Origin of the sequence: Amaricoccus macauensis (assembly GCF_014201905.1) — a bacterium.
Taxonomy (GTDB): domain Bacteria; phylum Pseudomonadota; class Alphaproteobacteria; order Rhodobacterales; family Rhodobacteraceae; genus Amaricoccus; species Amaricoccus macauensis.
Map to the genome: position 1 here is coordinate 509,375 of NZ_JACHFM010000001.1, position 24,101 is coordinate 533,475.

Annotated in this window: 27 protein-coding genes, 2 tRNA genes and 1 pseudogene; 20 read left to right on the plus strand and 10 right to left on the minus strand. The window is 68.3% G+C overall.

Annotated features, from left to right (window positions below; all coding sequences use genetic code 11):
- The first annotated feature begins 37 nt into the window (after positions 1 to 37).
- Genes dgcN through HNP73_RS02440 form a run of 4 tightly spaced genes read left to right on the plus strand, consistent with a single transcriptional unit; the run spans position 38 to position 3,831 of the window.
- Positions 38 to 1,033 carry an N-acetyltransferase DgcN gene (gene dgcN / locus HNP73_RS02425; protein ID WP_184146768.1) on the plus strand — a complete coding sequence of 332 codons (996 nt, stop codon included), beginning with the start codon at positions 38 to 40 and terminating at the stop codon, positions 1,031 to 1,033.
- Positions 1,034 to 1,067: 34 nt separating this feature from the next.
- Positions 1,068 to 2,033 carry an N-acetyl-D-Glu racemase DgcA gene (gene dgcA / locus HNP73_RS02430; RefSeq protein ID WP_184146770.1) on the plus strand — a complete coding sequence of 322 codons (966 nt, stop codon included), beginning with the start codon at positions 1,068 to 1,070 and terminating at the stop codon, positions 2,031 to 2,033.
- A gap of 4 nt (positions 2,034 to 2,037) precedes the next feature.
- Positions 2,038 to 2,892 carry a D-amino-acid transaminase gene (locus HNP73_RS02435; protein ID WP_184146772.1) on the plus strand — a complete coding sequence of 285 codons (855 nt, stop codon included), beginning with the start codon at positions 2,038 to 2,040 and terminating at the stop codon, positions 2,890 to 2,892.
- A gap of 6 nt (positions 2,893 to 2,898) precedes the next feature.
- Positions 2,899 to 3,831 carry a glutaminase gene (locus HNP73_RS02440; RefSeq protein WP_184146774.1) on the plus strand — a complete coding sequence of 311 codons (933 nt, stop codon included), beginning with the start codon at positions 2,899 to 2,901 and terminating at the stop codon, positions 3,829 to 3,831.
- A gap of 4 nt (positions 3,832 to 3,835) precedes the next feature.
- Here HNP73_RS02440 and HNP73_RS02445 read toward each other — a convergent pair whose 3' ends face one another.
- The 6 genes from HNP73_RS02445 to HNP73_RS02470 form a co-directional block, all read right to left on the minus strand.
- The gene (locus HNP73_RS02445) at positions 3,836 to 4,078 is read right to left on the minus strand and encodes a GlsB/YeaQ/YmgE family stress response membrane protein (RefSeq protein WP_184146776.1); all 243 of its coding nucleotides are present in this window, start codon (positions 4,076 to 4,078) and stop codon (positions 3,836 to 3,838) included.
- A 99-nt stretch (positions 4,079 to 4,177) separates the two neighbouring features.
- Positions 4,178 to 4,251, minus strand: a tRNA-Gly gene (locus HNP73_RS02450).
- 445 nt (positions 4,252 to 4,696) lie between these two features.
- Positions 4,697 to 6,172 (minus strand): Ppx/GppA family phosphatase, encoded by a 1,476-nt coding sequence (locus tag HNP73_RS02455; RefSeq protein ID WP_184146778.1) that lies wholly within the window; start codon positions 6,170 to 6,172, stop codon positions 4,697 to 4,699.
- 291 nt (positions 6,173 to 6,463) lie between these two features.
- Positions 6,464 to 6,847 (minus strand): hypothetical protein, encoded by a 384-nt coding sequence (locus HNP73_RS02460; RefSeq protein ID WP_184146780.1) that lies wholly within the window; start codon positions 6,845 to 6,847, stop codon positions 6,464 to 6,466.
- 4 nt (positions 6,848 to 6,851) lie between these two features.
- Complete coding sequence (locus HNP73_RS02465; RefSeq protein ID WP_184146782.1) at positions 6,852 to 8,237, minus strand: TolC family outer membrane protein; 1,386 nt, start codon at positions 8,235 to 8,237, stop codon at positions 6,852 to 6,854.
- 89 nt (positions 8,238 to 8,326) lie between these two features.
- A complete protein-coding gene (locus HNP73_RS02470; protein WP_184146784.1) occupies positions 8,327 to 8,977 on the minus strand; it encodes a protein-L-isoaspartate O-methyltransferase family protein in 651 nt (216 codons plus the stop codon).
- Positions 8,978 to 9,342: 365 nt separating this feature from the next.
- Here HNP73_RS02470 and HNP73_RS24050 point away from each other — a divergent pair.
- The 9 genes and pseudogenes from HNP73_RS24050 to HNP73_RS02515 all read left to right on the plus strand — a co-directional run.
- Positions 9,343 to 9,501: pseudogene (locus HNP73_RS24050) on the plus strand (helix-turn-helix domain-containing protein); the annotation flags it as partial.
- A 352-nt stretch (positions 9,502 to 9,853) separates the two neighbouring features.
- On the plus strand, positions 9,854 to 10,555 hold the full coding sequence (locus HNP73_RS02480; RefSeq protein WP_246399475.1) for a hypothetical protein: 702 nt from the start codon (positions 9,854 to 9,856) through the stop codon (positions 10,553 to 10,555).
- Positions 10,555 to 10,824, plus strand: coding sequence for a hypothetical protein (locus HNP73_RS02485; RefSeq protein WP_184146791.1), 270 nt, complete (start codon positions 10,555 to 10,557; stop codon positions 10,822 to 10,824). Before HNP73_RS02480 ends, HNP73_RS02485 begins: the two co-directional genes overlap by 1 nt.
- An 81-nt stretch (positions 10,825 to 10,905) precedes the next feature.
- Positions 10,906 to 12,420, plus strand: coding sequence for a terminase large subunit domain-containing protein (locus tag HNP73_RS02490; RefSeq protein ID WP_343063182.1), 1,515 nt, complete (start codon positions 10,906 to 10,908; stop codon positions 12,418 to 12,420).
- The gene (locus tag HNP73_RS02495) at positions 12,411 to 12,755 is read left to right on the plus strand and encodes an HNH endonuclease (protein ID WP_184146792.1); all 345 of its coding nucleotides are present in this window, start codon (positions 12,411 to 12,413) and stop codon (positions 12,753 to 12,755) included. The genes HNP73_RS02490 and HNP73_RS02495 overlap by 10 nt, the downstream gene beginning before the upstream one ends.
- Positions 12,745 to 14,010, plus strand: coding sequence for a phage major capsid protein (locus tag HNP73_RS02500; RefSeq protein WP_184146794.1), 1,266 nt, complete (start codon positions 12,745 to 12,747; stop codon positions 14,008 to 14,010). The genes HNP73_RS02495 and HNP73_RS02500 overlap by 11 nt, the downstream gene beginning before the upstream one ends.
- Entirely contained in the window at positions 14,007 to 14,624 is a 618-nt protein-coding gene (locus tag HNP73_RS02505; protein ID WP_246399476.1) for an HK97 family phage prohead protease, read from the plus strand. Before HNP73_RS02500 ends, HNP73_RS02505 begins: the two co-directional genes overlap by 4 nt.
- Positions 14,621 to 15,160 carry a hypothetical protein gene (locus HNP73_RS02510; protein WP_184146796.1) on the plus strand — a complete coding sequence of 180 codons (540 nt, stop codon included), beginning with the start codon at positions 14,621 to 14,623 and terminating at the stop codon, positions 15,158 to 15,160. Before HNP73_RS02505 ends, HNP73_RS02510 begins: the two co-directional genes overlap by 4 nt.
- Complete coding sequence (locus HNP73_RS02515) at positions 15,160 to 16,239, plus strand: phage portal protein (RefSeq protein WP_184146798.1); 1,080 nt, start codon at positions 15,160 to 15,162, stop codon at positions 16,237 to 16,239. The genes HNP73_RS02510 and HNP73_RS02515 overlap by 1 nt, the downstream gene beginning before the upstream one ends.
- A 198-nt stretch (positions 16,240 to 16,437) precedes the next feature.
- On the opposite strand, the gene HNP73_RS02520 is transcribed toward HNP73_RS02515, so the two are convergent.
- On the minus strand, positions 16,438 to 16,938 hold the full coding sequence (locus HNP73_RS02520) for a hypothetical protein (protein WP_184146800.1): 501 nt from the start codon (positions 16,936 to 16,938) through the stop codon (positions 16,438 to 16,440).
- A gap of 412 nt (positions 16,939 to 17,350) precedes the next feature.
- Here HNP73_RS02520 and HNP73_RS02525 point away from each other — a divergent pair, with 412 nt between their 5' ends.
- The 5 genes from HNP73_RS02525 (at position 17,351) to HNP73_RS02545 (ending at position 19,537) form a co-directional block, all read left to right on the plus strand.
- Entirely contained in the window at positions 17,351 to 17,578 is a 228-nt protein-coding gene (locus HNP73_RS02525) for a hypothetical protein (RefSeq protein WP_184146802.1), read from the plus strand.
- 122 nt (positions 17,579 to 17,700) lie between these two features.
- Positions 17,701 to 18,162, plus strand: coding sequence for a hypothetical protein (locus tag HNP73_RS02530; protein WP_184146804.1), 462 nt, complete (start codon positions 17,701 to 17,703; stop codon positions 18,160 to 18,162).
- 2 nt (positions 18,163 to 18,164) lie between these two features.
- Positions 18,165 to 18,368: a hypothetical protein gene (locus tag HNP73_RS02535; RefSeq protein ID WP_184146805.1), complete on the plus strand. Its 204-nt coding sequence runs from the start codon at positions 18,165 to 18,167 to the stop codon at positions 18,366 to 18,368.
- Positions 18,362 to 19,375, plus strand: a complete 1,014-nt coding sequence (locus tag HNP73_RS02540) for a tyrosine-type recombinase/integrase (protein ID WP_184146807.1) — start codon at positions 18,362 to 18,364, stop codon at positions 19,373 to 19,375. Before HNP73_RS02535 ends, HNP73_RS02540 begins: the two co-directional genes overlap by 7 nt.
- 88 nt (positions 19,376 to 19,463) lie before the next feature.
- Positions 19,464 to 19,537 (plus strand) — tRNA-Cys (locus HNP73_RS02545).
- 22 nt (positions 19,538 to 19,559) lie between these two features.
- Here the strand turns inward: HNP73_RS02545 and HNP73_RS23870 are convergent.
- The 3 genes from HNP73_RS23870 to HNP73_RS02560 all read right to left on the minus strand — a co-directional run bounded on the left by HNP73_RS23870 (position 19,560) and on the right by HNP73_RS02560 (position 22,327).
- Positions 19,560 to 20,948, minus strand: coding sequence for a calcium-binding protein (locus tag HNP73_RS23870; protein ID WP_184146809.1), 1,389 nt, complete (start codon positions 20,946 to 20,948; stop codon positions 19,560 to 19,562).
- Positions 20,949 to 21,075: 127 nt separating this feature from the next.
- Complete coding sequence (locus tag HNP73_RS02555) at positions 21,076 to 21,930, minus strand: SDR family NAD(P)-dependent oxidoreductase (RefSeq protein ID WP_184146811.1); 855 nt, start codon at positions 21,928 to 21,930, stop codon at positions 21,076 to 21,078.
- Between the two features lie 91 nt (positions 21,931 to 22,021).
- Entirely contained in the window at positions 22,022 to 22,327 is a 306-nt protein-coding gene (locus tag HNP73_RS02560) for an HNH endonuclease (RefSeq protein WP_184146813.1), read from the minus strand.
- A 74-nt stretch (positions 22,328 to 22,401) separates the two neighbouring features.
- Between HNP73_RS02560 and HNP73_RS02565 the strand changes: the two genes are divergently transcribed.
- Both HNP73_RS02565 and HNP73_RS02570 read left to right on the plus strand, forming a co-directional pair.
- Positions 22,402 to 23,610 carry a TIGR03862 family flavoprotein gene (locus tag HNP73_RS02565; RefSeq protein ID WP_221288137.1) on the plus strand — a complete coding sequence of 403 codons (1,209 nt, stop codon included), beginning with the start codon at positions 22,402 to 22,404 and terminating at the stop codon, positions 23,608 to 23,610.
- A 144-nt stretch (positions 23,611 to 23,754) separates the two neighbouring features.
- A complete protein-coding gene (locus HNP73_RS02570) occupies positions 23,755 to 24,078 on the plus strand; it encodes a hypothetical protein (protein WP_184146815.1) in 324 nt (107 codons plus the stop codon).
- Positions 24,079 to 24,101: the final 23 nt, after the last annotated feature.

Consider the following 24,101-nt stretch of genomic DNA (forward strand, 5'->3'; position numbering starts at 1 on the left):
CGGGCCATATCCTCAGCCAGCACCAGCGGAGGCGACGATGATCGAAGGACCCTACCTGCTGTTCCTCGGCGATGCCGCCGACCCCCTTGCCGCAAAGGTGGCGCAGGGCATACGCGACTGGCGCCCGGACGCCGCGCTCGGCCAGTACCGGATGCAGGGCTGCAATGCCGACATGGGCCTGCCGGACATGACGCCGGCCGAGGCGGCGGCGAAGGGCGCGCGGACAATGGTCGTCGGGGTCGCGAACCGCGGCGGGGTGATCTCGCCGGCGTGGGTCGAGGTGCTCTCTCAGGCACTCGAGGCCGGGATGGACCTCGCCTCGGGGCTTCACAACCTGCTCCGGGACGAGCCCGAGCTCGTAGCCGTCGCCATGAAGACCGGGCGCGCGCTGCACGACGTACGGGTACCGCCGCACCGCTATCCGATCGCGACCGGCAGGCGCCGGCCCGGCAAGCGCTGCCTCGCGGTCGGGACGGATTGCTCTGTCGGCAAGATGTACACCGCCCTCGCCATGGAGCGGGAGATGCGGGCGCGCGGCATGAAGGCGACGTTCCGCGCCACCGGGCAGACCGGCATTCTCATCACCGGCGGCGGCGTCCCGCTCGACGCGGTGGTGGCCGACTTCATGGCCGGCTCCATCGAGGCGCTTTCGCCCGCGAACGACGCGGACCACTGGGATCTGATCGAGGGTCAGGGGAGCCTCTTCCATGCGTCCTACTCCGGTGTGACGCTGGCACTCATCCACGGCGGCCAGCCGGACGCGCTCGTGCTCTGTCACGAGCCGACCCGCACGCACATGCGGGGTCTTCCGGAGTACACGCTGCCGTCGCTCGAGGCGCTGCGCGATCTCGCCCTCGACATGGCGCGGATCGTCAACCCCGAGGTGCGGGTGAGCGGCGTGTCGATCAACACCGCCGGGCTCGACGCGGGCGCCGCGGAGCGGCTTCTCCGCGAGACCGAGGCGCGCCTCGGACTGCCGACCACCGATCCGTTCCGGCACGGAGCGGGGCGGCTCGTGGACGCGCTCGCGTGAGCGCCCCCGGCCCCGCGACAGAGGACGTCCGTCAGTGAAGCTCCTGATCGAGACCGAAGTGTTTCCGCTGGCGAAGACCTTCACCATCAGTCGCGGCTCCAAGACCGAAGCCCGGGTTCTGACGGTGACGGTCGAGGCGGATGGCGTGCGCGGGCGGGGCGAATGCGTCCCCTATGCCCGCTATGGCGAGACGATCGAGAGCGTGCGGGCGCAGGTGCGATCCCTGCCCGCCCGCTTCGATCGCGCGGCATTGCAGTCGCTGCTGCCAGCCGGCGCCGCGCGCAATGCCGTCGACTGCGCGCTCTGGGACTGCGAGGCGAAGCGCGCCGGCCGCCGGGTGTGGGACCTCGCGGGACTGCCTGCACCCGGGCCCGAGATCACCGCCTACACGCTGTCGCTCGACACGCCGGACGCCATGCGGGCGGAAGCGGCCCGGCAGGCGTCGCGGCCCCTCCTGAAGATCAAGCTCGGCGGTGACGGCGACATGGCGCGGCTCGAGGCGGTGCGCGACGGCGCGCCCGCGGCGCGGATCATCGTCGACGCAAACGAAGGCTGGACGCCGGAAAGCTACGCGGCCCTCGCCCCCGCGCTCCTGAAGCTCGGGGTCGAGATGGTCGAGCAACCGCTGCCTGCCGGTGACGACGCAGCACTTGCCGGGATGGCGCGCCCGCTGCCGGTCTGCGCGGACGAGAGTTGCCACGACCGGGCAAGCCTCGCGGGCCTTGCGGGCAAGTACGATGTGGTGAACATCAAGCTCGACAAGACCGGCGGTCTGACCGAGGCGCTGGCACTCCGGGCCGAGGCAGAGGCGCTCGGCTTCGGCATCATGGTGGGCTGCATGGTCGGAAGCTCGCTCGCCATGGCGCCGGCCGTGGTGGTGGCGCAGGGCGCGGCCTTCGTCGATCTCGACGGCCCGCTCCTGCTGGCGGCGGACCGGCCGCACGGGCTTCACTACGACGCGGGCGGGGTGTATCCGCCGGAACCGGAACTCTGGGGGTAAGATCGTGAACCGCATTGTCTATGTGAACGGCGACTACCTGCCTGAGGCCGACGCGAAGATCAGCGTCTTCGACCGTGGCTTCCTCTTCGCCGACGCGGTCTACGAGGTGACGAGCGTTCTCGACGGCCGGCTCGTGGATTTCCCCGGGCATCTCGCCCGGCTCCACCGCTCGCTCGGCGCGCTCGAACTCACGACGCCGCTCGACGACGCCGGGCTGGAGGAGATGCACCGCGAGCTCCTGAAGCGGAACCGGCTCACCGAAGGCGCGGTCTACATGCAGGTGACACGCGGCGCGGCCGACCGCGACTTCGCCTATCCTGCATCCTCCGAGCCGGGGCTCGTCGCCTTCACCCAGGCGAAGGCGCTGATCGAATCGCCGACGGCGGCGAAGGGCATCCGGGTTATCTCGGTGCAGGACATCCGCTGGGCGCGCCGCGACATCAAGACGACGCAGCTTCTCGGCCCATCCATGTGCAAGATGATCGCGAAGAAGGCCGGCGCCGATGATGCATGGTTCGTCGAGGAGGGGTTCGTCACCGAGGGCACCTCGAACAACGCCTGGATCATCACCGCCGACGGCGCCATCGTCACCCGCAACCTCTCGGCGGCGATCCTGCACGGCATCACCCGCGCCGCGGTCATGACTTACGCCGAGGCCGCCGGGATGCGCGTCGAGGAACGGCCCTTCACCATCGCCGAGGCTCAGGGCGCGGCGGAAGCGTTCATCACCTCGGCCTCGGCCTTCGTGACGCCGGTGGTGGAAATCGACGGCGTACCACTCGGCGACGGCGCGCCGGGGCCAGTCACGAAACGGCTCCGCGAGCTCTACATCGCCGAGAGCCGGGCACGCGCGAGCTGAGCGCCGATGGCCGCGCCGGACCTCGGGCGGATCGTCGCGGACATCTATGCCGAGCTTGCGCCGCGGATCGGCGAAGGCGAGGTCGCCGACTATATTCCCGAACTCGCCCAGGTGAATCCGCGGCAGTTCGGCATCGCCGTCATCACTCCCGAGGGCGAGGTCGTCACTGCCGGCGACGCCGACCGGCCGTTCTCGATTCAGTCGATCTCCAAGGTCTTCCTGCTCACGCTGGCACTCGGACGGATCGGCGAAAGCCTCTGGACGCGGGTCGGGCGCGAGCCGTCGGGCTCGGCGTTCAACTCCATCGTCCAGCTGGAGCAGGAGGCCGGGCGGCCGCGCAACCCGTTCATCAACGCCGGGGCGATCGTCGTCACCGACGTCGCCATGGCCGGACACTCGCCGCGCGAGGCGATCGGCGAAATCCTGACCTTCATGCGCTATCTGGCCGACGACGAGGACATCCTCATCGATCAAGCCGTTGCGGCGTCGGAACTCGCCACCGGCGCCCGCAATCAGGCGCTCGGCTGGTTCATGCGCTCGTTCGACCGTCTGGACCACGACGTCGACAAGGTGCTTGGCGTCTATTTCCACCACTGCGCCATTGCCATGAGCTGCCGCCAGCTGGCGCGGGCCGGCTTGTTCCTCGCGGCGGGGGGTCGGGATCCCGTGCGGGGTCACGCGGTGGTGCGGCCGGCACGGGCGCGGCGGATCAATGCGCTGATGCTGACCTGCGGGCTCTACGACGCCTCGGGCGACTTCGCCTATCGCGTGGGCTTGCCGGGCAAGAGCGGCGTCGGCGGCGGTATTCTCGCGGTGGCGCCAGGGCGCGCGGCGATCTGCGTCTGGTCACCGGGCCTGGACGGCTTCGGCAACTCGCGGCTCGGCGGGCAGGCACTCGAGGCACTCGCCCGCCGGACCGGATGGTCGGTTTTCGGCTGAAGCCTCAGCTTCGCTTGCGCAGCGCGCCGACGATGACGAGCAACACCACCGACCCGATGATCGCCACGACGATGGCGCCGATCAGGCCAGTCGACGCGAGTCCGAGCAGTCGAAACAGGAAGGCGCCGAGGTAGGCGCCGACGACACCGACGACGAGATTCTCGAGCAGTCCATGCTCACGCTTCATGATCTTTCCGGCGATCCAACCGGCGATCAACCCGACGATGAGGAAACTGATCCAGCCCATGTGCAGTCCCTTCCAGTGCCCATGCCACAGGCGGCAACCTGAGGGCGTTGGCATCGCGAGTAAAGGGGGAAGAAGCGCACTGAGTGCCGCGGAAGATACTGGAGCGGGTAGCGGGAATCGAACCCGCACTATCAGCTTGGGAAGCTGAGGCGCTACCACTACACCATACCCGCACCGCCAGCCTACATAGCGCCCGGCTTCACACCACGCAACCCGCCCGCGCACAAATCGCGTCAAAGCCACAGGCCTCCACCAAAGGATTATTGCACTGCAATACAGACAGCGAATCACCCGCATGCGTCGCAACTTTTGTCTGTTTTGCTGATTTCAACCTTGTAAGAGCGGCGGTTCGCGGCCGAAAGAAGAGCCTTTCTCACCGGTTTCATTCTGCCGGGCCGCCCGGAGCCTTGCGCTGGGGTCGATTCAGCATTGCATTCCATGCATGAAACTGTTTATGTCTTGCTTGGCCGATAAGGGAATGCCCGGGCTACGGAAGAGCCAAAAGGTCTCCGAGTTAAGACCCGACAAGGCGAACACCCAGTGGTGCTGGCCCAAGTCTGGGGAGGAATCAAAAGCGGCCTGCTTCGCAGGCCGCTTTTCTGCTGTCGCAGCTTCTTTTCAGGGCGCCATCAACACTTCGCTGGCGCATCCGAGCCGCGTGGCGAGCGTCTGCAGGCGGCGAACGACTGCCTCGCCAGCGAAGCCGCGGGCCTCGCCGGTGAGGGTCAGGACCAGCCGTGCGTCCTCAAGCGTCAGCGTGGCATTCTCGAGCACCCCGGTCGCCGAGCCCGACAGCATGGCGCCAAGCCGCATTGCCCGGCCGAGCACCGCCGCCTCGGCGACCCGCTCCGGCGGCAACAGCTCGCCGTAGCGCCGCACTTCATCGATCGGCGCCGAGGCCTTGTATCTGTTGAGCAACGCGAGGCCGAGGAACAGCCGGTCAGGATGATCGAGGCCCGCGAAGTTGGCACGGATCACCGCCTCGAAGCAGAGTTCCGCGCGATAATCCGGGTGTGCCCGCCAGTTCGAATCGTGCAGCAGGCAGGCGGCGAGCACCAGCCGCAAGTCAGTCCCCGGGAGCGCCGCGTAAAGCGGTTGCAGCCAGGCGAAGAGCGCATCGCCGAAGCCGGGGCAGCGCGCGGAGACCGATTCCACATGTCGACAGGCCTCGATCAGCGGATCGAGTCCGCGCATCGCCTCCGGCATCTGCCGGAACAGCAGCCCCTCACGCAGGCCGTAGGACGAGACGATCACCCGCTCCGGCTCGATCCGGCGCAGCACCTCGACCAGAACCTCGCTGGCAAGCGGCAGGAGAGGCACGCGCTGCAGCGCTGTCCCCATCATCGCGGCCATGGCCGTCTGGTCACGCGACTGGATCCAGCGGCAGGTCTCGACGAGCTGTCCCACCGGCGGCTCGTATCCGTGCAGCACTTTCAGGGGGTAGTTGACCCGCTCCATGTCGAGACGCGCGAGGGCGCGCCATGAGCCGCCCACGAGAAAGAGATGCGACGCCGCACCATCGACCGATTTCCGCAGCGCCTTCACCCGCCGGCGGATCGTCTTCTCCCGCTTCTCGCGATCCTCGATGTCAGCCAGTTGCAACGGCCCGAGCGCGGCGGTGGCGCAGGCGCCAATCTCTCCGTCGCGGAGCTCCGCCAGTTCCATCGACGCACCGCCCATGTCGCAGGCGAGCCCGTCCGCACCCGGCCAGCCGAGGAGCACCCCGTTCGCCGACAGGCGCGCCTCTTCCGAGCCGGTCGCGACCTGCAACTGCAGCCCGGTCTCGCGCTCCACTTCGTCGCAGAACGCAGGCCCATCCGTCGCATCGCGCACGGCCGCCGTGGCGACCGCGATCATGCCGGAGAGCCGCATCCGGCCGGCGAGTGCCGCGAAGCGCCGGAGCGCCGCCATTGCCCGCTCCCGCCCGTCCGGGTTCAGCCGACCGGTCTCGGCAAGGCCACGGCCGAGCCCGCAGAGCACCTTCTCGTTGTAGAAATACGCCGGGCTCCGCGCCACGCCGTCAAAGACCACGAGGCGAACGGAGTTCGATCCCACATCGACCACGCCGAGACGGCTCAGTCGTGAGGAATGCATTACATCCGGATGGAGGAGGGGAAGACTGGCCTCCCCGCGTCGGGTGACTGACACCAACTCCCGTCCCTGCTGGAGACCCCCTGAGGCGTGGGGGGCTTGTGGCATCGCACCGGTGCCACGTCAATCGCAGCAGCCGGTATTGGCGCCAAAGATGCTGCATCCGGCGCAGGATTCGGCCCGGGTTTCGCGGGGGGCCGGGTCACCGGCCGATGGCCGATCCCCCGGGACCGGCTCGGAAATTTCCCTCCGGCGGGGCAACGGCGGCCGAAGGCGTCACCCGTGCGGGAGCGGTCAGGCCTTCGGGTCGGCCGCTTCCCGCTCGTCGAGAATCTGCACGATCTCGCGACGGATCATCTTGCGCAGGTTGCGACCGATCCGGTCGCCAAGCTCGCCCTGAAGCTCCTCACGCACGATCTGGTTGATGAGACTCCGAAGCGACTCCTCGTCGAGAATCGGAGCGGCCGCCTGCACCGCATCAGTATCGTCATCATCGGAATCGTCGTCCAGACCCTCGGCGAGACCACCCGCGTCTCGCCGCATGTCCTGCGTCAGCATCAGGACCGTCTCACCGTCGCCCGTCACCCGCGCGTCGGTCTCGGCCGAGACGACCGCCCGGATCGAGGCGAGCATGTCGGCGATCGACTCCCCCTCACCCGGGCCCTTGCTCATCGCCATCGCGCTACTGCTGCTGCCAGCGCGCGCGGATCCGGTCGACGGCCGACGTATCGTAGCCACCCGGCTTGCCATCCCGCACGGCGACGAAGTTCGTGTCCGGGTTGTAGGTCTCGATGCCGAGCTTCAGATGCTCGACCGTGAGCAGCCCCATTGCGCGCAGCAGGGCGTAGCCCGCCACGTACTCGTCGCGCACCGCCTGAACGATCTCCGCGTCAGCCTGCAGGCGCTCCTGATCCGCGTCGAGCACGTCGAGCGTCGAGCGCGCGCCGAGCCGGGCTTCCTCGGCCACGCCTTCGGCGGCGATACGGGCGGCTTCCGACTGCTCCCGGCGGGCGCAAATCGTCACCTTCGAGGTCGCGAGGTTCGACCAAGCTTCCGCCACCTGCTGGGCGACGGTGCGCGCGGTGTCCTGAAGCTCGAAACGCCGCTGGTCGAGCAGATCCTGCGCCTGCCGGATCACGCTGTCGTTCTGGCCACCGGTATAGAGCGGCAGATTGCCCTCGATGCCGACCTGTCCGTAACCGACGCCATCCCAGAAGCCATTGGTATTCCCGCGCTCCGCGCCCACAGAGCCGTTGACCGACACCGTCGGCCCCTTCAGCGCCACGGCCCGGTCGAAGTCGTAGACCGCGGCGCGTTCGGTGAACTGCGCCGCCACGATCTGCGGGTGACGCTGGAGCGCGATCCGCTCGGCCTCCGCCTGCGTCTTCGGCACCGCCGGCAGCGGCGGCAACGGGTCGAGCTTGCCCGGCAGCGTCCCCACCGCCTCGCGGTAGGTCTGACGCGCGACCTCGAGCGCGCCCTGCGAGTCGGCGAGCGTCGAGCGCGAGGCGGCGAGCCGCGACTGGCTCTGGCTCACGTCGGTACGCGTCACTTCGCCCACGTCATAGCGATTCTGCGTGGCGTCGAGAGTTTCGGTCAGCCGCTCGACATCGCTCCGGCCGAGGCGAACGAACTCCAGCGACCGGCGCACGTCGACGAACGCGACAACGGCATTGTAGAGCACCTGCTGCTCGACATTGATCAGGTCGGCGCGGCCGGCGGCAATGCGGTTGGTCGCAGCGGCGACCGCCGCGGCGGTCTGGCCGTGGTCATAGACGAGCAGGGACGCCGACAGCGCCGCCTGCGCGTTGCTGAGATGATCGCCATCGACATCCTCGACGCTCGACTGCGTGGTCGCCCCGACGCTGACCCCGACCTGCGGCCGCTTCTTGGAACCCGCCTGCGGCACGCCTTCGTCGAGGCTCTTCAACGCGGCGCGGTTCGCCTCGAGCAACGGGCTGGTCTGGTAGGCCTTCACCAGCGCATCCGCCAGCGACTCCGCCCCTGCCGTCCCGGCGCCCAGCGCCAGCAGGGCTGCAACGGCACATGTTCTCAAGAGCGTACGCATGAACTGCCTGTCCTTCGTGATCCCTGTGCGCCTGCATGCGCCAGCGGCCCGTTGACCGGGCTCCACTTGCAGTTATCGGCTCACGTTCTTCAGAATTCAAATGCTTTCGTCGCAACGAACCCCGGCAGAACTGGAGCCGTTGCATCGAAGATACGCCTCCAGGTGATCTCGTCACCGGTACGAAGCCCGAGTCTGGCCTGCCCGTTGCCGCCGCCGACGAAGATGGCGGCAATCCGCCCCCCCGGCTTCAGCTGCGCTTCGAGCGCCGCAGGCAACACCTCCATGGCCCCCTCGACGAGGATCACGTCGAAGGGTCCATGCTCGGGCGCGCCGGCCGCGAGCGGCCCGGTCTTGACGATCGCCGTATCGACGGAATGCAGCCCGAGGCGGCGCTCTGCCTCCGCCGCAAGCTCGCCCTCCTCGACGGCGACGACCGCCTCGGCCATCTCGGCGAGCACCGCGGTCGAGTACCCGAGCCCGCAGCCCACATCGAGCACCAGGTCCTCCCGGCCGACGTTCAGTGCGTCGAGCAATTTCGCGAAGACGCGCGGGTCCAGCACCACGCGGCCGCCACCGAGCGGCACGTGTTCGCCGAAATAGGCGACCTCGGTCAGCGCGTCGGGCACGTAGTCCTCGCGCGGCACCGCGAGCATGGCGGCGATGATGGGATAGAGCGTGACATCCGCAGTCCGGACCTGACGGTCCACCATGGCTTCGCGGGCGGCGGCGAAATCGGTCATCGGCAGGTTCCAGCAGTTCGGCTCGGCCCGAGGATTGGCACATTTCCCACGCTGCGGCAACGACTGCCGCCCTGCCCCGGCACGCCACCCCGCAGGTCAGGCCAATAGCCCGCGACCACGCGCCGATACTGCTTGACCCCAGAAGCCGGAGAACCTAATCCCCGGGACCGCGAGGCGACGTGGCGGAGTGGTTACGCAGCGGATTGCAAATCCCCGGATTTGTGTTTCGAAATCAACCATATCCCATCGAAATGTTATCAGGACATTCCGGCAACGGAAGGTGAACCTGAGAACCCGCTTCCGGCACCAAAATCTCGGCAAAAGCACTGGCTCGGGCGGGGGTGCCAGCTGTGAGCATCAAGCTCATGACGGCCGTCTGGGAGCGCGAGGATCTCGACCCATACGAGCGCTTGGTGCTCCTCGCTCTGGCCGACCACGCCAATGTTGAGGGCCACTGCTACCCGTCCGTGGCTCGGCTTTGCCAGCGCACCGGCATGAAGGAGCGTGGTGTCCAGAACGTGATCCGCAGGCTCGCCGATCCCGAGCGCGGGTTGATCTCTGTTAAAGAGGGCGGCGGCAGGCGGATCAATAACCGGTACACCATCACCGCAAACCTCTTGGAGCCGGCTAAACCCCGCACGGGAAACCCTGTTTCGGATGCAGAAACCCCGCATCCCACGACAGAAACCCCGCATCTGACGACAGGAAACCCCGCATCAGATGCACCCGAACCTTTAAGAGAACCGTCAAGAAACCGTCAGGAGAAGAGAGAGAGTGCGCGCGCCCAAGCGAGCCCGATCCCTCCAGACTGGACCCCTTCCATCCGCAACTTCGCCGACGCCTCCGAGCTCGGCTTCTCGCCCGAGGAGGCGAATCGTGAAGCACGATCATACCTCGATTACTATCTCGCCCATGGCACTCGCCGAGCAGACTGGGATGCCTCCTGGCGCTCATGGCTTCGCAAGAGCCGACAGTTTGCGGGCAGCGAGATGGCTGGCAGAGCGCCAGCCCCGGGAGGTGGACGCGGCCGCGGCATCGCGGCTGTCCTCGCTGATCAGCGTCGAGGTCAGGCCCCTCTACCATGAAATCTCCTCGGACGGGCAAGCCTACGGTTCGTTTCGCGCTGCCATCCGGGACGTGTGTGATGATGAACGCAAGCGCGCCTTGCGGCAGGTTCAGGCCTTCATGACCTCAGCGCCGGAGGAGGCGCTGGAAGACTGGCTAGCCGAGCTATCCGTGATCGTCGCCAGACGGCCCGAGGAAGACGTCACCGAGGCACTACGTCTGAGGGCCTACGTCACGCGACTGCAGAGCTACCCGGCGGATGTGGCCAAGTACGTGCTGCTCGACAAGGTGTGGCGCTTCTGGCCGACATGGGCCGAGCTGAAGGATGCTTGCGACGAGCTCGTGGCGACCCGCCTCATGTTCGCTCGAGTTCTCGGCGAGCTCGCTCCGCCGTCCCTCCCTCCTGCGCCTCCCCCTCTGACCAACGAGGAACGGGCGGAACAGGCGCGTTTGCGCGCTGAGAACAGAGAGATCATCAAGACTCTGATCCGCCAGTGGGAGAGGGCGGAGTGATGGCGCATGTGCGGGCGACTGGTGTGGAGCCTGAGGAGCAGGCCGAGGCGCTTCTCTCTGCGGCGGGCCTCGCCGTCCGTGACGTGATGTTGAGCATCCTCCGCCAGTCTTGCGAGCAGGGCGTCGAGCTCAACGTCGCCTCGGCCGTGGTGCTGGGCGTGGGGGCGAAGGGCCTGCGGCTGGCGCTCGGGCCAGTCGAGGCGGCGCGGATCGTGCGGCAGATGGCCGACGAGGTCGAGACCGACGTGCAGCCGGCGGGACGGCATTGAAAATGGTCCCAATGCCCGGCCTCGGCGGTAGGGGACCACGCGCGGGTCTTATCTTCCTTTCGCGCTGCGCGGGAGGGGTCCGTGTCTGACGCCTCGAAAGCCCTCCGGTTCCTGCGGTCCCTGAGCATCCCAGAGGGGCCGCTCGCCGGGCAGCCGATGAAGATCGCCCCGTTCCAGCGGAGCTTCGTCAAGGGCGCGCTGGCGCCGGAGACCCAAGTGGCAGTGCTGAGCATCGGGCGCGGCAACGCGAAGTCCGCGCTCTCGGCCGGCATCTCACTCGGCTCGCTCCTGGGCGAGTGGGACAGGCAGCCGCGGCGCGAGATCGTGCTGGCGGCGCGCACCCGCGACCAGGCGCGCATCGCTTGGGACTTCGCGGCAGGCTTCGCGGCGACACTGCCCGAGGAGACGCAGAAGCGGTTGACCTTCCGGCGATCGCCCCGGCTGGAAATCGAGTACGAGGACGAGCGCGGCTCGCACTTCCTTCGGGCGATCGCGGCCGATGGCAAGTCGGCACTCGGCTCGGCTCCGACGCTGGTGCTGATGGATGAGCGCGGGCACTGGCCGGTGGGGCGCGGCGACGACCTCGAGCAGGCGCTCCTTTCCGGCTTGGGCAAGCGCGGCGGACGGGCCTTCATCATCTCGACCTCGGCCGCCGACGACGCGCACCCGTTCTCGCGCTGGATCGACGAGGAGCTTCCCGGCAAGTTCGTGCAGGAGCATCGTCCAGCGCCGGGGCTGCCGGCCGATGACCTCGCCTCGCTCCTCGCGGCGAACCCGGGCGCGAAGCTCGGCATCGGCTCGTCGGTGGAGTGGCTCCTCGCCACGGCGCGGCGGGCGATCGCGCAGGGCGGCACGGCGTTGACGAGCTTCCGGCTTTACAACCGCAACGAGCGTGTCTCGGGCGAGGCGCGCGACCTCCTGCTGACCCTCGACGAGTGGCTGGCATGCGAGGTGGCGGAGCTGCCGGCGCGCTCCGGCCCGGTGGTGATCGGGATCGACCTCGGCGGCTCGTCGTCCATGACGGCGGCGACCTTCTACTGGTACGAGACCGGTCGCCTCGAGGCGCTGGGGTGGTTCCCGACGAAGCCGTCCCTCCTCGACCGCGGGCAGCGCGACGGCGTGTCGGGGCGCTACGGCGAGATGGCCGACCGGGGCGAGCTCCGCACCCTCGGCGCCATGACGGTTCCGGTTGCGTCGTGGCTCCGCGAGGTGCTGCAGCACGTCCAGGGCGAGACGATCGCGGCCGTCACCGCGGACCGCTTCAAGCAGGCCGAGCTCGGTGAAGCGATGGACAAGGCGGGCCTGAAGGCGCCCGTGGTCTGGCGCGGCATGGGCTTCCGCGACGGCTCCGAGGACGTCGACCGCTTCCGGCGCGCGTGCTTCGACGGGCAGGTGAGGGCGCGGCCGTCGCTGCTGCTGCGCTCGGCGTTCTCGGACGCGATCTGCCTCCGCGACCCGGCCGGCAACCTGAAGCTCACCAAGGGCCGCAGCCTCGGGCGGATCGACGCCGCATCGGCGTCCGTCCTGGCCGTCGCCGAGGGCGCCCGGATCGCGGCGCGCGGCGCCCGTGTCGTGAGGCCGCCGCAATGGGCGTGAGACGCTGGCATCGTCCCTCAGAAGTCGTCTGCCGCTCGCCGCGGTGGAAGGCGCTTCGCCTCGAGGCACTCCGCCGCGACGGCTGGCGGTGCTGTCAGTGCGGCGCCCGCGGGCGCCTCGAGGTGCATCACGTGAAGCCGGTGCGGACGCATCCCGAGCTTGGCTTCGACCTCGGCAACCTGCGGAGCCTCTGCGGCTCCTGTCACAACATCGCCACCCGGGCCGAGCTCGGGCAGGCGCCGACCTCACCAGAACGGGCAGCCTGGCGCGCGGCCGTGCGCGAGCTCGCCCGAACCCCCATCACGGCCGAAGAGGAGAGCATCCGTGCTCGATAGCGTGAAGATCCAGCGGCGGCAGTCGGAGATCCGCCAGAACCTCGCCGAGCTCGTCGGCAAGGAGACCCCGACCGAAGACGAGACCCGGAGCATGGAAGGCCTCGACCGGGAGTATCGGAGCAACGAGGTGCGCTTCCGCGCGGCGCTCGTCGCCGAGGACACCGAGCGGCGCGAGGCGAAAGGCGAACTCGAGGAGCGCGGTGGCAAGGCTTGGGCCGAGCTCCTCGCCGGCTTCGAGCTCCGGCAGGTGGCGCTCGCGCTCGACGAGGGCCGCCCACTCGATGGGCGCACGGCCGAGGTGGTGCAGGAGCTGCGCTCGGCCGGGGGCTACCGCGGCATCCCGGTGCCGTGGGCCGCGCTTGAAACCCGCGCCGGCGAGACGGTGGCGGCGGGCACGCCCGACCCGATCCAGACGCGCCCGATCATCGACCGGCTGTTTCCCGACAGCGTGGCGGCGAAGATGGGCGCGCAGATGGTCAACATCGACTCGGGCGAAATCGAATGGCCGGTGGTGACCTCGAACGTCACCGCGGGCTGGGCGGACGGCGAGCTCGCGAACGTCGCGGGGCCGACCACCTTCGTCACGGCCGACCGGGCGCTGGCGCCGAACAACACCCTCGGCGTGCAGATGAAGATCTCGCGCAAGGCGCTGAAGCAGAGCGGCGCGGCGCTCGAGGACGCGGTGCGTCGCGACATGAATGGCGCGATGGCCGTGGCGACCGACAAGGCGGTCTTCCTCGGCACCGGGGCGAACGGGCAGCCGCTCGGCGTCGTCACCGGCGCAGCCACCTACGGCATCACCTCAACCGCGATCGCGGCCTCAGCGACCTGGGCGGCGTTTCGGGCTGGCGTCGTGCGGTTCATGACCGCGAACGCTGCAACCGGCCCGGCGGCGGTGAAGGCGCTGCTGCGGCCCGAGCTCTGGGGCTTCCTCGACGGCGCGCTCGTGTCGGGCACGGCGGTCTCGGAGTGGGACCGGCTTCTCGGCAGCATCCCGGCGGGCAACCTGGTGCTCACCACGAACGCGCTACCGGCGCCGAGTGGCTCGCCTCTGGCTGTGACCGGGCTGCTCACGACCTCGGCCGGTGGCGTCCCGCCGATCTTTGTGGGCACCTGGGGCGCCGTTGACCTGGTCCGCGATCCGTTCTCGGATGCGGCCTCTGGCGGCCTGCGCATCACCGCGCTGGCGACGATCGACGTGACGGTGGCGCGGCCGGCGCAGCTCGAGATCCTGACGGGGCTCCGGCTGGCATGATGGGCGAGGAGCTTCAGCTCGGCGCGGCGCTCGGCGGGCTCGAGCTCCGCGCGGCCGGTGCCGCGGGCGGCCGCCAGATCAGAGGACGCTTTCCGTACGGGAAGCGCGCCGTCCTGAGCGATGGCGGCAGGACCGGCCGGCCCCGCAAGGAAGTGATCGCGCCGAAGGCCTTCGCCTATCGGGTGGAGCGGCGCGAGACGATTCATCTCCTGGTCGGGCATTCCTACGATCGGCCGCTCGCCTCGACGAACAACGGCTCGCTCCTGCTGCGCGACACCCCCGAGGCACTGAGCTTCGAGGCGCGCGTCGCGCCGGAGTTGGAAGCGGCGCCATTCTTCGCAGACTTCTGGGCGGCGTTGCGCGCCGGCCTGATCGGCGGCGTCTCGCCCGGCTTCCGCATTCCGCCCCCGGCCGCGGTCCCGCCTGAGGAGGCGGAGAAGACCGAGGAGGAGGATCCGGCCGAGGGCCGCGCACTGATCCGTACGATCCTGCAGGCGCTCCTCTTCGAGCTCTCTCTCGTCGTCTCGCCGGCTTACCAAGAGACGGAAGTCGAGGCGCGCTCAGGCCTGATCCTGCCGCGCCCGGTGTCGCATCTCCGGAGGTGGCGCCCATGACGACGCTCAGGACCGACGAGGGCCGCCCGACGCTCTGGCCTGTCATTCCCGGGCTCTCTGCCCGGGCCGCGGCGATCGAGCCGGAAGTGATCTGGCGCCGAATCGAATCATGGATCGCCTGGCGCTGGGGCGTGCGCTCCTGCTCCTTTATCATTGAGGGTGGCTGCGGCGCCTGGCGGGCTCCGCTGCACCCCTTCACCGTTTCCACGGTAGAGGCCTGGGGCGGGGAGGCCTGGGGAGCCGCCACGCTCGCAGCCGATCCGCTCGGCGGCCGCTCCCTCGGCGACAGGTCGCACTATCGCATCACCGGCACGCTCGGCTTCACAGAAGACCCGCCCGCGGACGTGCTCCAAGCCTGTCGACGCCTGGCCGAGTACAGCTCCGAGAAGCATGGGATCGACGGCGCGAGTTCGCGCACGGTGGAGCTTGGCGGCCAGCTCCGCGAAAGCTACGAGCGGGCGCCTGTCTGGCTCGCCCGAGCGCTCACCTATTCCGGTGCTGCGGACCTGCTGCGCCCCTATCGGAGGGCACCGTGATGGGCATCCTCAACATCTTCCGCCGCCCGAAGCTGGAACGGCGCTCGGGCATGGCCGCCGGCTACACCGCGGAGATCCTCGCCGCGCGGCAGAGCTACATCGCCGGCCGCTCCGGACTCGGCGAGCTGACGAGCTCGGTGCAAAGCTGCGTCTCGCTCTGGGAGGCTGGTTTTGCCATGGCCAAGGTCGACGGGACCGACCTCCTCGGCCGGCGCACCATGGCGCTCCTAGCGCGCTCACTGGCACTGCGCGGCGAGGCAGTGTTCCTGATCCGGGACGACATGCTCGTGCCGTGCGCCGATTGGGACCTCTCGACCCGCAACGGCCGCCCGAGGGCCTATCGGCTCAGCGTCTCGGAGGCTGGCGGCGGGCGCTCGGAAACTGCTCTTGCGGCCGAGGTGCTGCACCTGCGGATAGGCAGTGACCCGGTGGCGCCGTGGTCGGGCAGCGCGCCGCTGCGGCGGGCAAGCCTCACGGCGGAGCTGCTGCACTCGCTTGAGGCGGCGCTCGGCGAAGTCTACGCGCTGGCGCCCCTTGGCAGCCAAGTGGTTCCCATGCCCGAGAACCCCGAAATGGACAACGAGACGCTCGGCCGAGACTTCCGCGGGCGTCGGGGGCGAGTCCTCCTGCGGGAGAGTGTCACCGTCACCGCAGCCGGCGGGCCGGCTCCTGCGGCCGACTGGCGTCCCGCCGACCTCACGCCCAACCTGCGCGACAGCCTGGCGGTCGAAAGCCTCGAGACGGCGCGGAGCGGGATCATGAGCGCCTTCGGTGTTCTGCCCGGCCTCCTGTCGCCGGCAACGACCGGGCCGCTCGTGCGCGAGGCGCAGCGGCACCTGGCGCAATGGACCTTGCAGCCGATCGCCGAGCTCCTCGCCGAGGAGGCCTCCGGGAAGCTCGGGATGCCGGTGGCAATCGACGTCATGGGACCGACGCAAGCCTTCGATGCTGGCGGCAGCTCAAGAGCGGTGCAGGGCCTCATTGGCGCGCTGGCGGAGGCGAAAGGCGCCGGGCTCTCGCCGGCGGAGATCGCGGCCGCGTTCGGCGCAGTCGACTGGGCCGAGGCGCTGAAGCGGTAGACGAGATGGGCAGGCCGCGCCCGGGACGCGATGGCCCCCGAAGCGGCCCCGTTAGTCGGGTTGTGGGCAAACTCCGACAAGCTTCGGGCGGTTGACCTTAGCCGCCGCGGGAGAGGGCGCAGCGGACTTGCACCGCGTGGCACCGAGGGGCCGGGGGCGATGCTCCCGGCCTTCGCTCTTGAGCAGGAGAAGGTCTGTTCACTCTACTCTTTGTGTCGGATTGTCCTGTGCAGCACGGAACTGCTCCAACTGCCGAAACTGTACGACGACGGCGTCTGCAATCCTATCGATCTGCGCCTTTAGTTCCCGCATGTACAACAATTGTTCGTCAATTGGAATATCTTTAATACTACTTACTCTGTATATTAGATCTTTTGCAAGGCTCTCCGCTATTTCCAAGAGCTCCTGGATTTGATAACCGCGGTCGGCTCTGGCGGCACTGCCATACCGATCAGCATCAATATATGCTTGAACCCATTGCTCCCTAACATTGTAAATATCTATGATAGATCTATCATTAACAATCTTCGCATCCTGAGCAATCTTTTCGATCTCCAATTTAACAGATCTGTCATTCTGCTCCTCGGCTTTTCTCATCGCTTCCCGGCTGACATCAAGCGCCTCGCGGTTTGACAGGTATGACAGCCCGGAGACGGCGAGAGACAGAATGGAAATCAAGATCGGAAGAGATGGCTTCATGAAGCTTTGAGCCTCACCCCCGCTCCACCCCCGTTCTCCGCGATGAACTCGACGCCAGCCGCTTCGAGGGCGGCGCGGATTGCCGCAGCGTTCGCGACCGTGATGCTGACCACACCCGTCTCGGCCTCAGCTCGTCGCACCGTAGCAACACCTACCCGAGCCGCCTCCGCTAGTTGCTGGGCCGTGATCCTAAGCATGGCGCGTGCCGCCCGAATTTGCTCTGCTGTGATCTCATTCATATCACTTGATCGCCGTTCTATCATGATGTATCACTTGATACGCAGAATATCACATGATCGACCGAGCAACCAAGGGAGAAACCCAATGACCACACCCGCCAGAACGGCGGCCGGAGAGGCCGTGCCCGGCGTCGACGTCAGCGCCGCGGAAAGACTGCTCCTGGAGGAAACCCATGGCTAATATCTCGCGCCGCTCCCTACTCAGCAAGGCCCCCGCCGTCGCGATCACCGTAGCGGTGCCGGCATCGGCGCTGGAGGTCGTCGAGACGAACCAAGAGCGCCTTCGGCGCCTCGCACGTGAGCTGATGGAGGGTTTCGACTCGGAATACGATCTTGGCGATGATCACTATCGGCGCATCGGCCGAGCCATGCTCTACTTCAGCCGCCTCGCGGAATTGTGAGAATGATCTGGCGCGTGGGAACTGCCTGTCACACCGAGCCTAGCGTCCCAGCACCGAATCCGCGGCTTGACCGTCGTAAGCTGCGACGGTACAAGCCGTCCCAACTTATCATGGAGGCTCTGGTGTTTGATCCCGAGAAGCACGTTCTCTCGCCGATGGAGGTGTCGCAAATCTCGGACGTTCACGCCGACATGCTTCGAGATTGGCGCTACCGCGGCCTTATCGAGGTCTACGGGCGGGTGCAGCCGAACGGCCGGTGGAGCTACTCGCTCCGGGAGGCCGTGGCCTTCCACTTCGCGTGGCAGCTCATCACCGATGCAAGGGTCGACCGGGCAAGCGCGCTTCGTCTCGGATACAATGTCGCGCCGAACCTCATCACTGCGCTTCGCGGCGACGGCCCGTGGAAGAAGTTCTATGCGATGGTCTACGCCCGAGAGGCGAATGGCCTCCACGGGTGGTCGGTATGGGAGTCCGACGATCTGCGTGAGCTCGAGGGCTATGCGGTCATGGTCGACAACCTCGTGAACGTCGGAGCTTTCGCCGCCGCCGCGCCGCGGGAGTTGCGCGAGGCTGTGGAGGCCTGACTATGGGTGCCCATCCCGCCCCCCTCTTCGCGACCGAGCGCACCGCGGCGCAGCTTCTCGACATGAAGCCCACCGAGTTCGCGGCTCTTGTCGAGGGCGGGCACTTGCCGCGCCCGAAGCTGCTCGGGGGGCTGAAGCGCTGGGACGTGCAGGAGCTTCAGAAGATCATCTCGGGACAGTCCATCGAGGGCGAGATCACATGGTGAAGCGCTTCCTCTGGCGTGATCGTCACGGCCGGACCCGGGTCCGGAAGAACGGCAAGACCTATCCCCTCCGCGACGACAAAGGCGTTTGGCACGAGCCGGACACCACGGAGGGCGATCGGCTCTATTGGGAGATCGTCACCGGCAAGCGCGCCGAAGCGAGCCGCTCCTGGAAGGCCGCTATCGACCTTCTCCGCGCCGATGACCGATGGCACGAGCTTTCCCCCCGGTATCGCGCCGACCTTGAGCCGATCCTGGATTACCTCGTGGAGAAGATCGGCAAGCGCGACGTGGCCCGCCTGACGGCACCCGACATCTACGCTGCGATGGACAAGAACAAGCACCGGGTCCGCTTCGCGAACTACATCCCGGTGGCGATCAGCCTTATCTTCAAGGTGATCGTTCGCAAGCGCTGGCTGACCGAGAACCCCGCCCGGGGGATGGAGCTTCTCAAGGTGCCGAAGGACCGGCGCAAGCCGCACGAACCGTGGACCGATGCGGCAGTGGCGAAGTGGCGCGAGAACGCCTCACCCCTCCCGCGCCTGATCTTCGAGATCGCTGTGGGCAGCGCGCAGCGGCCGGGCGACTGGGTGGATTTCACCTGGGGAGACTATGACGGAGACAGCCTCCGCTTGCGCCAGAACAAGAGCGACAAGCCCTTGCTCCTGCCCTGTACGGTGAGTCTGAAGACCGCCCTCGACACGGCCAAGGCAGCCCTGCCCTACGCGCCCATGCCGAGCCTCTTCATCATCACCGAGGCTGACGGCTTGCCCATGACCTACCGGCGCATGGCGCAGATATTGCTGGCCGAACGCAAGCGCCTCGGCGTCGAGGCGCACGACCAACACGCTCTTCGCTACCGGGCGGTCAAGGAACTCGCCTGGGCTGGCTGCGACGACGACGAGATCATGGCCTACTCGGGCCACTCCACGAAGGCGATGGTCAGGAAGTATGCGGGTGAGGCCCGTCAGGAGATGGCTGCGCTCCGGGCGCGGGAGAAACGCCGGTGAACAGAACAAGCACGGAACAGCAACCTGATAACCGGAGTGATAACCGCTTGACCACCTCCCCGGAAAAACCTAATGCCTCCAACGGCGAGGCGACGTGGCGGAGTGGTTACGCAGCGGATTGCAAATCCGTGCACACCGGTTCGATTCCGGTCGTCGCCTCCAATCTCCCGATCTTCTGCTTCCGCTAGACAAGGTCTGGCAGCGGGCCGGTGTAGTCGGCGAGCGTCACCTGCAGGCGATCGATGTAGTCGTCATCGTATTCCGTGAGAGGCGCCAGTCGCAGGGTGATGATGGTGTCGTTCCCGACGACCTCATAGCCGATTTCGCTGTACTCGAGGATCGTCGTCCGCCCGACAAAGGTCAGCGGCCCGTGCGCGGGATCGACGTCGAGCTCGATCTTCTCCCCGCGCTCGAAATCCATGATCGTGACACTCGGATGCAGATAGGTGAAATCGTAGACGCCGAACACCTGCGTGAAAACGCGGTCGGCAATCACGTAGGTGTCGCTGCCTTCGCCGCCGGAGACGTCGGCCATGCCCCAGCCGGTGTGGATCGTGTCATTCCCCTCGCCCCCACTCAGGGCATCAGTGCTGACCGCCGTATAACCGCCGTAGTCTTCGGGAGCGATGTAGATCGAGCCGTTGCCGTGGATCTCGTCGTCGCCAGCCCCGCCATTCAGCGTTTCCTCGCCCGCCTCGCCCCCGATGATCGTGTCATTGCCAGCCCCGGCAAAGACCACATTGTCGCCATCGTGCACCGAGATCAGGTTGTCGGCGGTGCTGCCGTTCACCGCGTCATCGCCGTCCCCGGTTTCGACATTCTCGATGCTGACGACCCTCTCCCGCTCGGCGTCCGCCACGACGAGCGTGCCGAGCGCCATGTTCAGCTTGACGCCGGGCGTGACCCACACCCGGTTCCAGTGTTCGAGATAAGTCGGAACGGTGACGACGAGCGTGTCGCTGCCCGCCCCACCATCGATGAAGTCGACGCCGTCGGAGATGAGGATGGCGTCATCTCCGTCCACTTCCTCCACCATCACCGTGGAGAAGAAGATGTCATCGTGGAGATCGCCGCGCATCGTGTCGTTGCCGAAGCCGCCCGCCAGGCTGTCCGGGCCGTTGCCACCGTCGAGGCTGTCGTTGCCGGCACCGCCGATCAGCGTGTCGGACCCGTAGTTGCCCGAGAGCGCGTCATTGCCGTTGTTGCCCCGGAATGTGTTCGCGGCACCGTCGCCGATGAACGTGTCGCCAGCGGACCCGCCTTCGATCCCCTCGATACTGACGATCGTTTCCGAGCGCCACCTCTGGCCGGGGAAGCTGACAACTCCGGTCCTCAGGTCCGCGCGGACCGGTGAGGTGTTGCTGGAATAGACTATGAGATCAAGGCCGCCGCCGCCGTCGAGCAGGTCTGTTCCGTCGCCGCCGTCGAGCGTGTCGGCGCCATTGCCGCCGAAAAGCCGGTCATTGCCACCCACGCCGACGAGGCTGTCGTCCCCCCAGAAGCCGTGGATCGCGTCCGAGGTCGCGGTCCCGCGCAGTTCATCAACGCCGTTCGTGCCGAATATCGTGGCCACGCCTCACCCCCCGATGTTCTGGAATTACGCAAGATCGATCGATGGCTGGTGCTGGGTCGGCGGACAATGATTCTGATCAATTCTGATCGGGCCGGCCGGGGGGCCGCGCCCCGGCCGCCTCGCGCCGTCAGGCGCCGCCCTTCACGAATGCCTCGAACGCCGCGGCGTAGTCCGCATCCCAGCGCGAAAGCGCGGGGCGGTTCTCGACGACGTCGCCCGCGGCCCAGAGGATGCGTCGTTCGTCGAGGGCGCGGGACACGTCGTTGTCCGGGCAGAGGATGTAGAAATCGCCCGCCGCGAGCCGCTCCAGCAGGAAGTCCACCGTCTGCTCAGGCGTCCATGCAGCGGTCGGCTTCTCGCTGCGACCGTTCCGGGTCAGCTCGGTGAAGACGAAGCCCGGGATCAGCAGATGCGCGGTCAGCTTCGCGCCGGGGGCATTTCGGAGCTGGTGTGCGAGGGCTTCGGTGAAGACCTTCACGCCCGCCTTCGAGACATTGTAGGCCGGGTTGCCGGGCGGCGTGGTGATGCCCTGCTTCGAGCCCGTGTTGATGACGACGCCGGCCCGGCCCCGCTCCAGCATCGCCGGGACGAACGCCCGCACGCCGTGGATCACCCCCCAGAGGTTCACGCCGAGAAGCTTCGCCCAGGTCTCCGCCGGACCGAAGACGTCGGTATCGGGCTGGATGCCGGCGTTGTTCATCAGGAGATCGACCCCGCCGAACGCGGCCGTCACTGCCGCCGCAAACGCTTCGACCTCGGCCTCGCGGCTGACGTCCGTCGCGACCGCGAGCACGTCCCCTGCCCCGCCCGGTGCGACCTCGGCGAGCCGCGCGGCGGCCTTGGCGAGCCGGTCGCCAGCGAGGTCGGCGATCGCGACCTTCATGCCCGCGGCGGCAAAACGTTCGGCGGCGGCGAGGCCGATGCCGGCGCCCCCGCCGGTGATGACCGCGACGTTGCCGGCTGCGATGGCGGGATGGGACATCTCACTGTCTCCTCGTGAATGGCTGCGTGAATGCCTGTCCGCCGCAGAATGGCGCTCCGCCGCAGATAGTCCACCGCCGCGATGAGAATCCCTAGCGTCGCCGCCACGCGCGCCGGCCCCCCGCCGTCGGCGCGTGAAAGTCCGGCGGTCGCGTTGCCACCCACTCGATGAACCGGGCAAGTCGCGGATGCGCCCGCAGGGCCGCGACATCGGTCCATGCCCGCGCCAGCTCGGCCTCGCTCAGCGCCGCATGGATCGCGTTGTGGCAGATCTGATGCAAGAGCACGGTCTCGCCCCGCGCCCCGCCCTTCAGGCGCGGCACAAGATGGTGCCGGCTCTGGGGAGCCCCGGGCGGGATCGGCCGGCCGCAGAGCGGACAGAGGGGCGGATCGGTCATGGGGCCAGACTGCCGCGACCGGCGCCGCGCGCCAAGGCTTGCGGGCGGACGCGGCTCGGGCGATCACCTTCCCGATGGACGAGACGATCGACGCACTCATCGTGGGCGCCGGGCCCGCGGGCCTGATGGCGGCGGAAACGCTCGCCAGCGCCGGCCTGCGCGTCATCGTCGCCGAGGCGAAGCCCAGCGCGGCCAGGAAGCTCCTGATGGCGGGCAAGTCCGGCCTGAACCTCACCTTCGACGCGGAGCCAGAGGCATTCCTCGGCGCCTATGGCGAGGGGCGCGACCGGCTCGCCCCGATCCTTGCGGGCTTTGGCCCCGCGGAGGTCCGCGCATGGGCGGAAGGGCTCGGCATCCCGCTTTTCACCGGTAGTTCCGGCCGGGTGTTTCCGGTGGCGATGAAGGCCTCGCCGCTCTTGCGCGCGTGGCTCCGGCGGCTCGACGGGCTCGGCGTCCGGCTTCGCACCGGTTGGCGATGGACCGGCTGGGACGGCGCATCGGCGGTCTTCGACACGTCCGCCGGCCAACGTCGGGTTCAGGCGCGGGTGAGCGTGCTGGCACTCGGTGGCGCCTCCTGGAGCCGGCTCGGAGCGGACGGCGCATGGGGCCGGGTCCTCACCGAAGACGGCACGCCGGTCACCGCGTTCCGGCCCTCGAACGTCGGCTTCCGCGTCGACTGGTCCGCCGCCATGGCGCGGCACTTCGGCGCCCCGGTGAAGCCGGTGCGGCTCACCGCGGGGGGGCGCAGCGTAACGGCGGAATTCGTCGTCTCGGCCCGGGGCGTCGAGGGCGGCGGCATCTACGCCCTCGGCCCGGAGCTCAGGGACGGCGCGCCGCTCGTCGTGGACCTCGCCCCCGGGTCGGGCGCGGAAGCCCTTGCCGCGCGTCTGGCACAGGCACGCAAGGGCGACAGCCTCGCGAGCCGCCTGCGCAAGGCCGGGCTTTCGCCGGTCAAGATCGCTCTCCTGCGCGAATTCGCCTCCGACGCGCTGGCCGACCCGGCCGCGACCGCACGCACCACCAAGGGGCTGACGCTGCCGCTTCTCGGTCCGCGCCCGATCGACGAGGCGATCTCGGTGGCGGGGGGCGTCGCCTGGGACGGGCTCGGCGCCGGCCTGATGCTTGCCGCCCGGCCGGGAGTCTTTGCCGCCGGCGAAATGCTCGACTGGGACGCCCCGACCGGCGGTTATCTCCTCACCGCCTGCCTGGCCACCGGCCGGCATGCCGGGCTTGCGGCGGCGAGCTGGATCGGCACGTCCAACGGAATGGCCCCGGCTCCCTAGACCGGCGGCGCGCGGAGGCGAGCACGGCGCCGCGATCCGATCCCAAGACCGCGTGATCGCCGGATGCCAGCACCCCACGCTCGCCCCAGATCATCCGCTACCGGTGAGCACACCGGCCGTCCGGCTCCCGCCGGACAGGGCTTCATGACAAGGATCAGACAGATGCTCATGACCCGCCTCCTGCCCGCCCTCGCCGTGATCGCGGCCGTCGGCGGTGGCTCCGTCCTCGTTGCGAACGCGACGACCGTCACGCCGATGCCGGCGCCGGTTGTCGTTCAGATCGCTCCCGCTCCCACACTGACCAACGCCGAACGTGCCCAGCTGGCACAGGAAGCCGGCATCTCGCCGAAGCACGCCGAGGGACTGACGCTCGGACAGCTCGCCTGGCTGAAGGCGCGGCGCGACAGTGACGACGGCTCCTGGTTCGCCGCACCGACGCACATCAACCCGGCCGAGGTTCACTCGTGACCCGCCCGGGGCTCCGGCGCGAC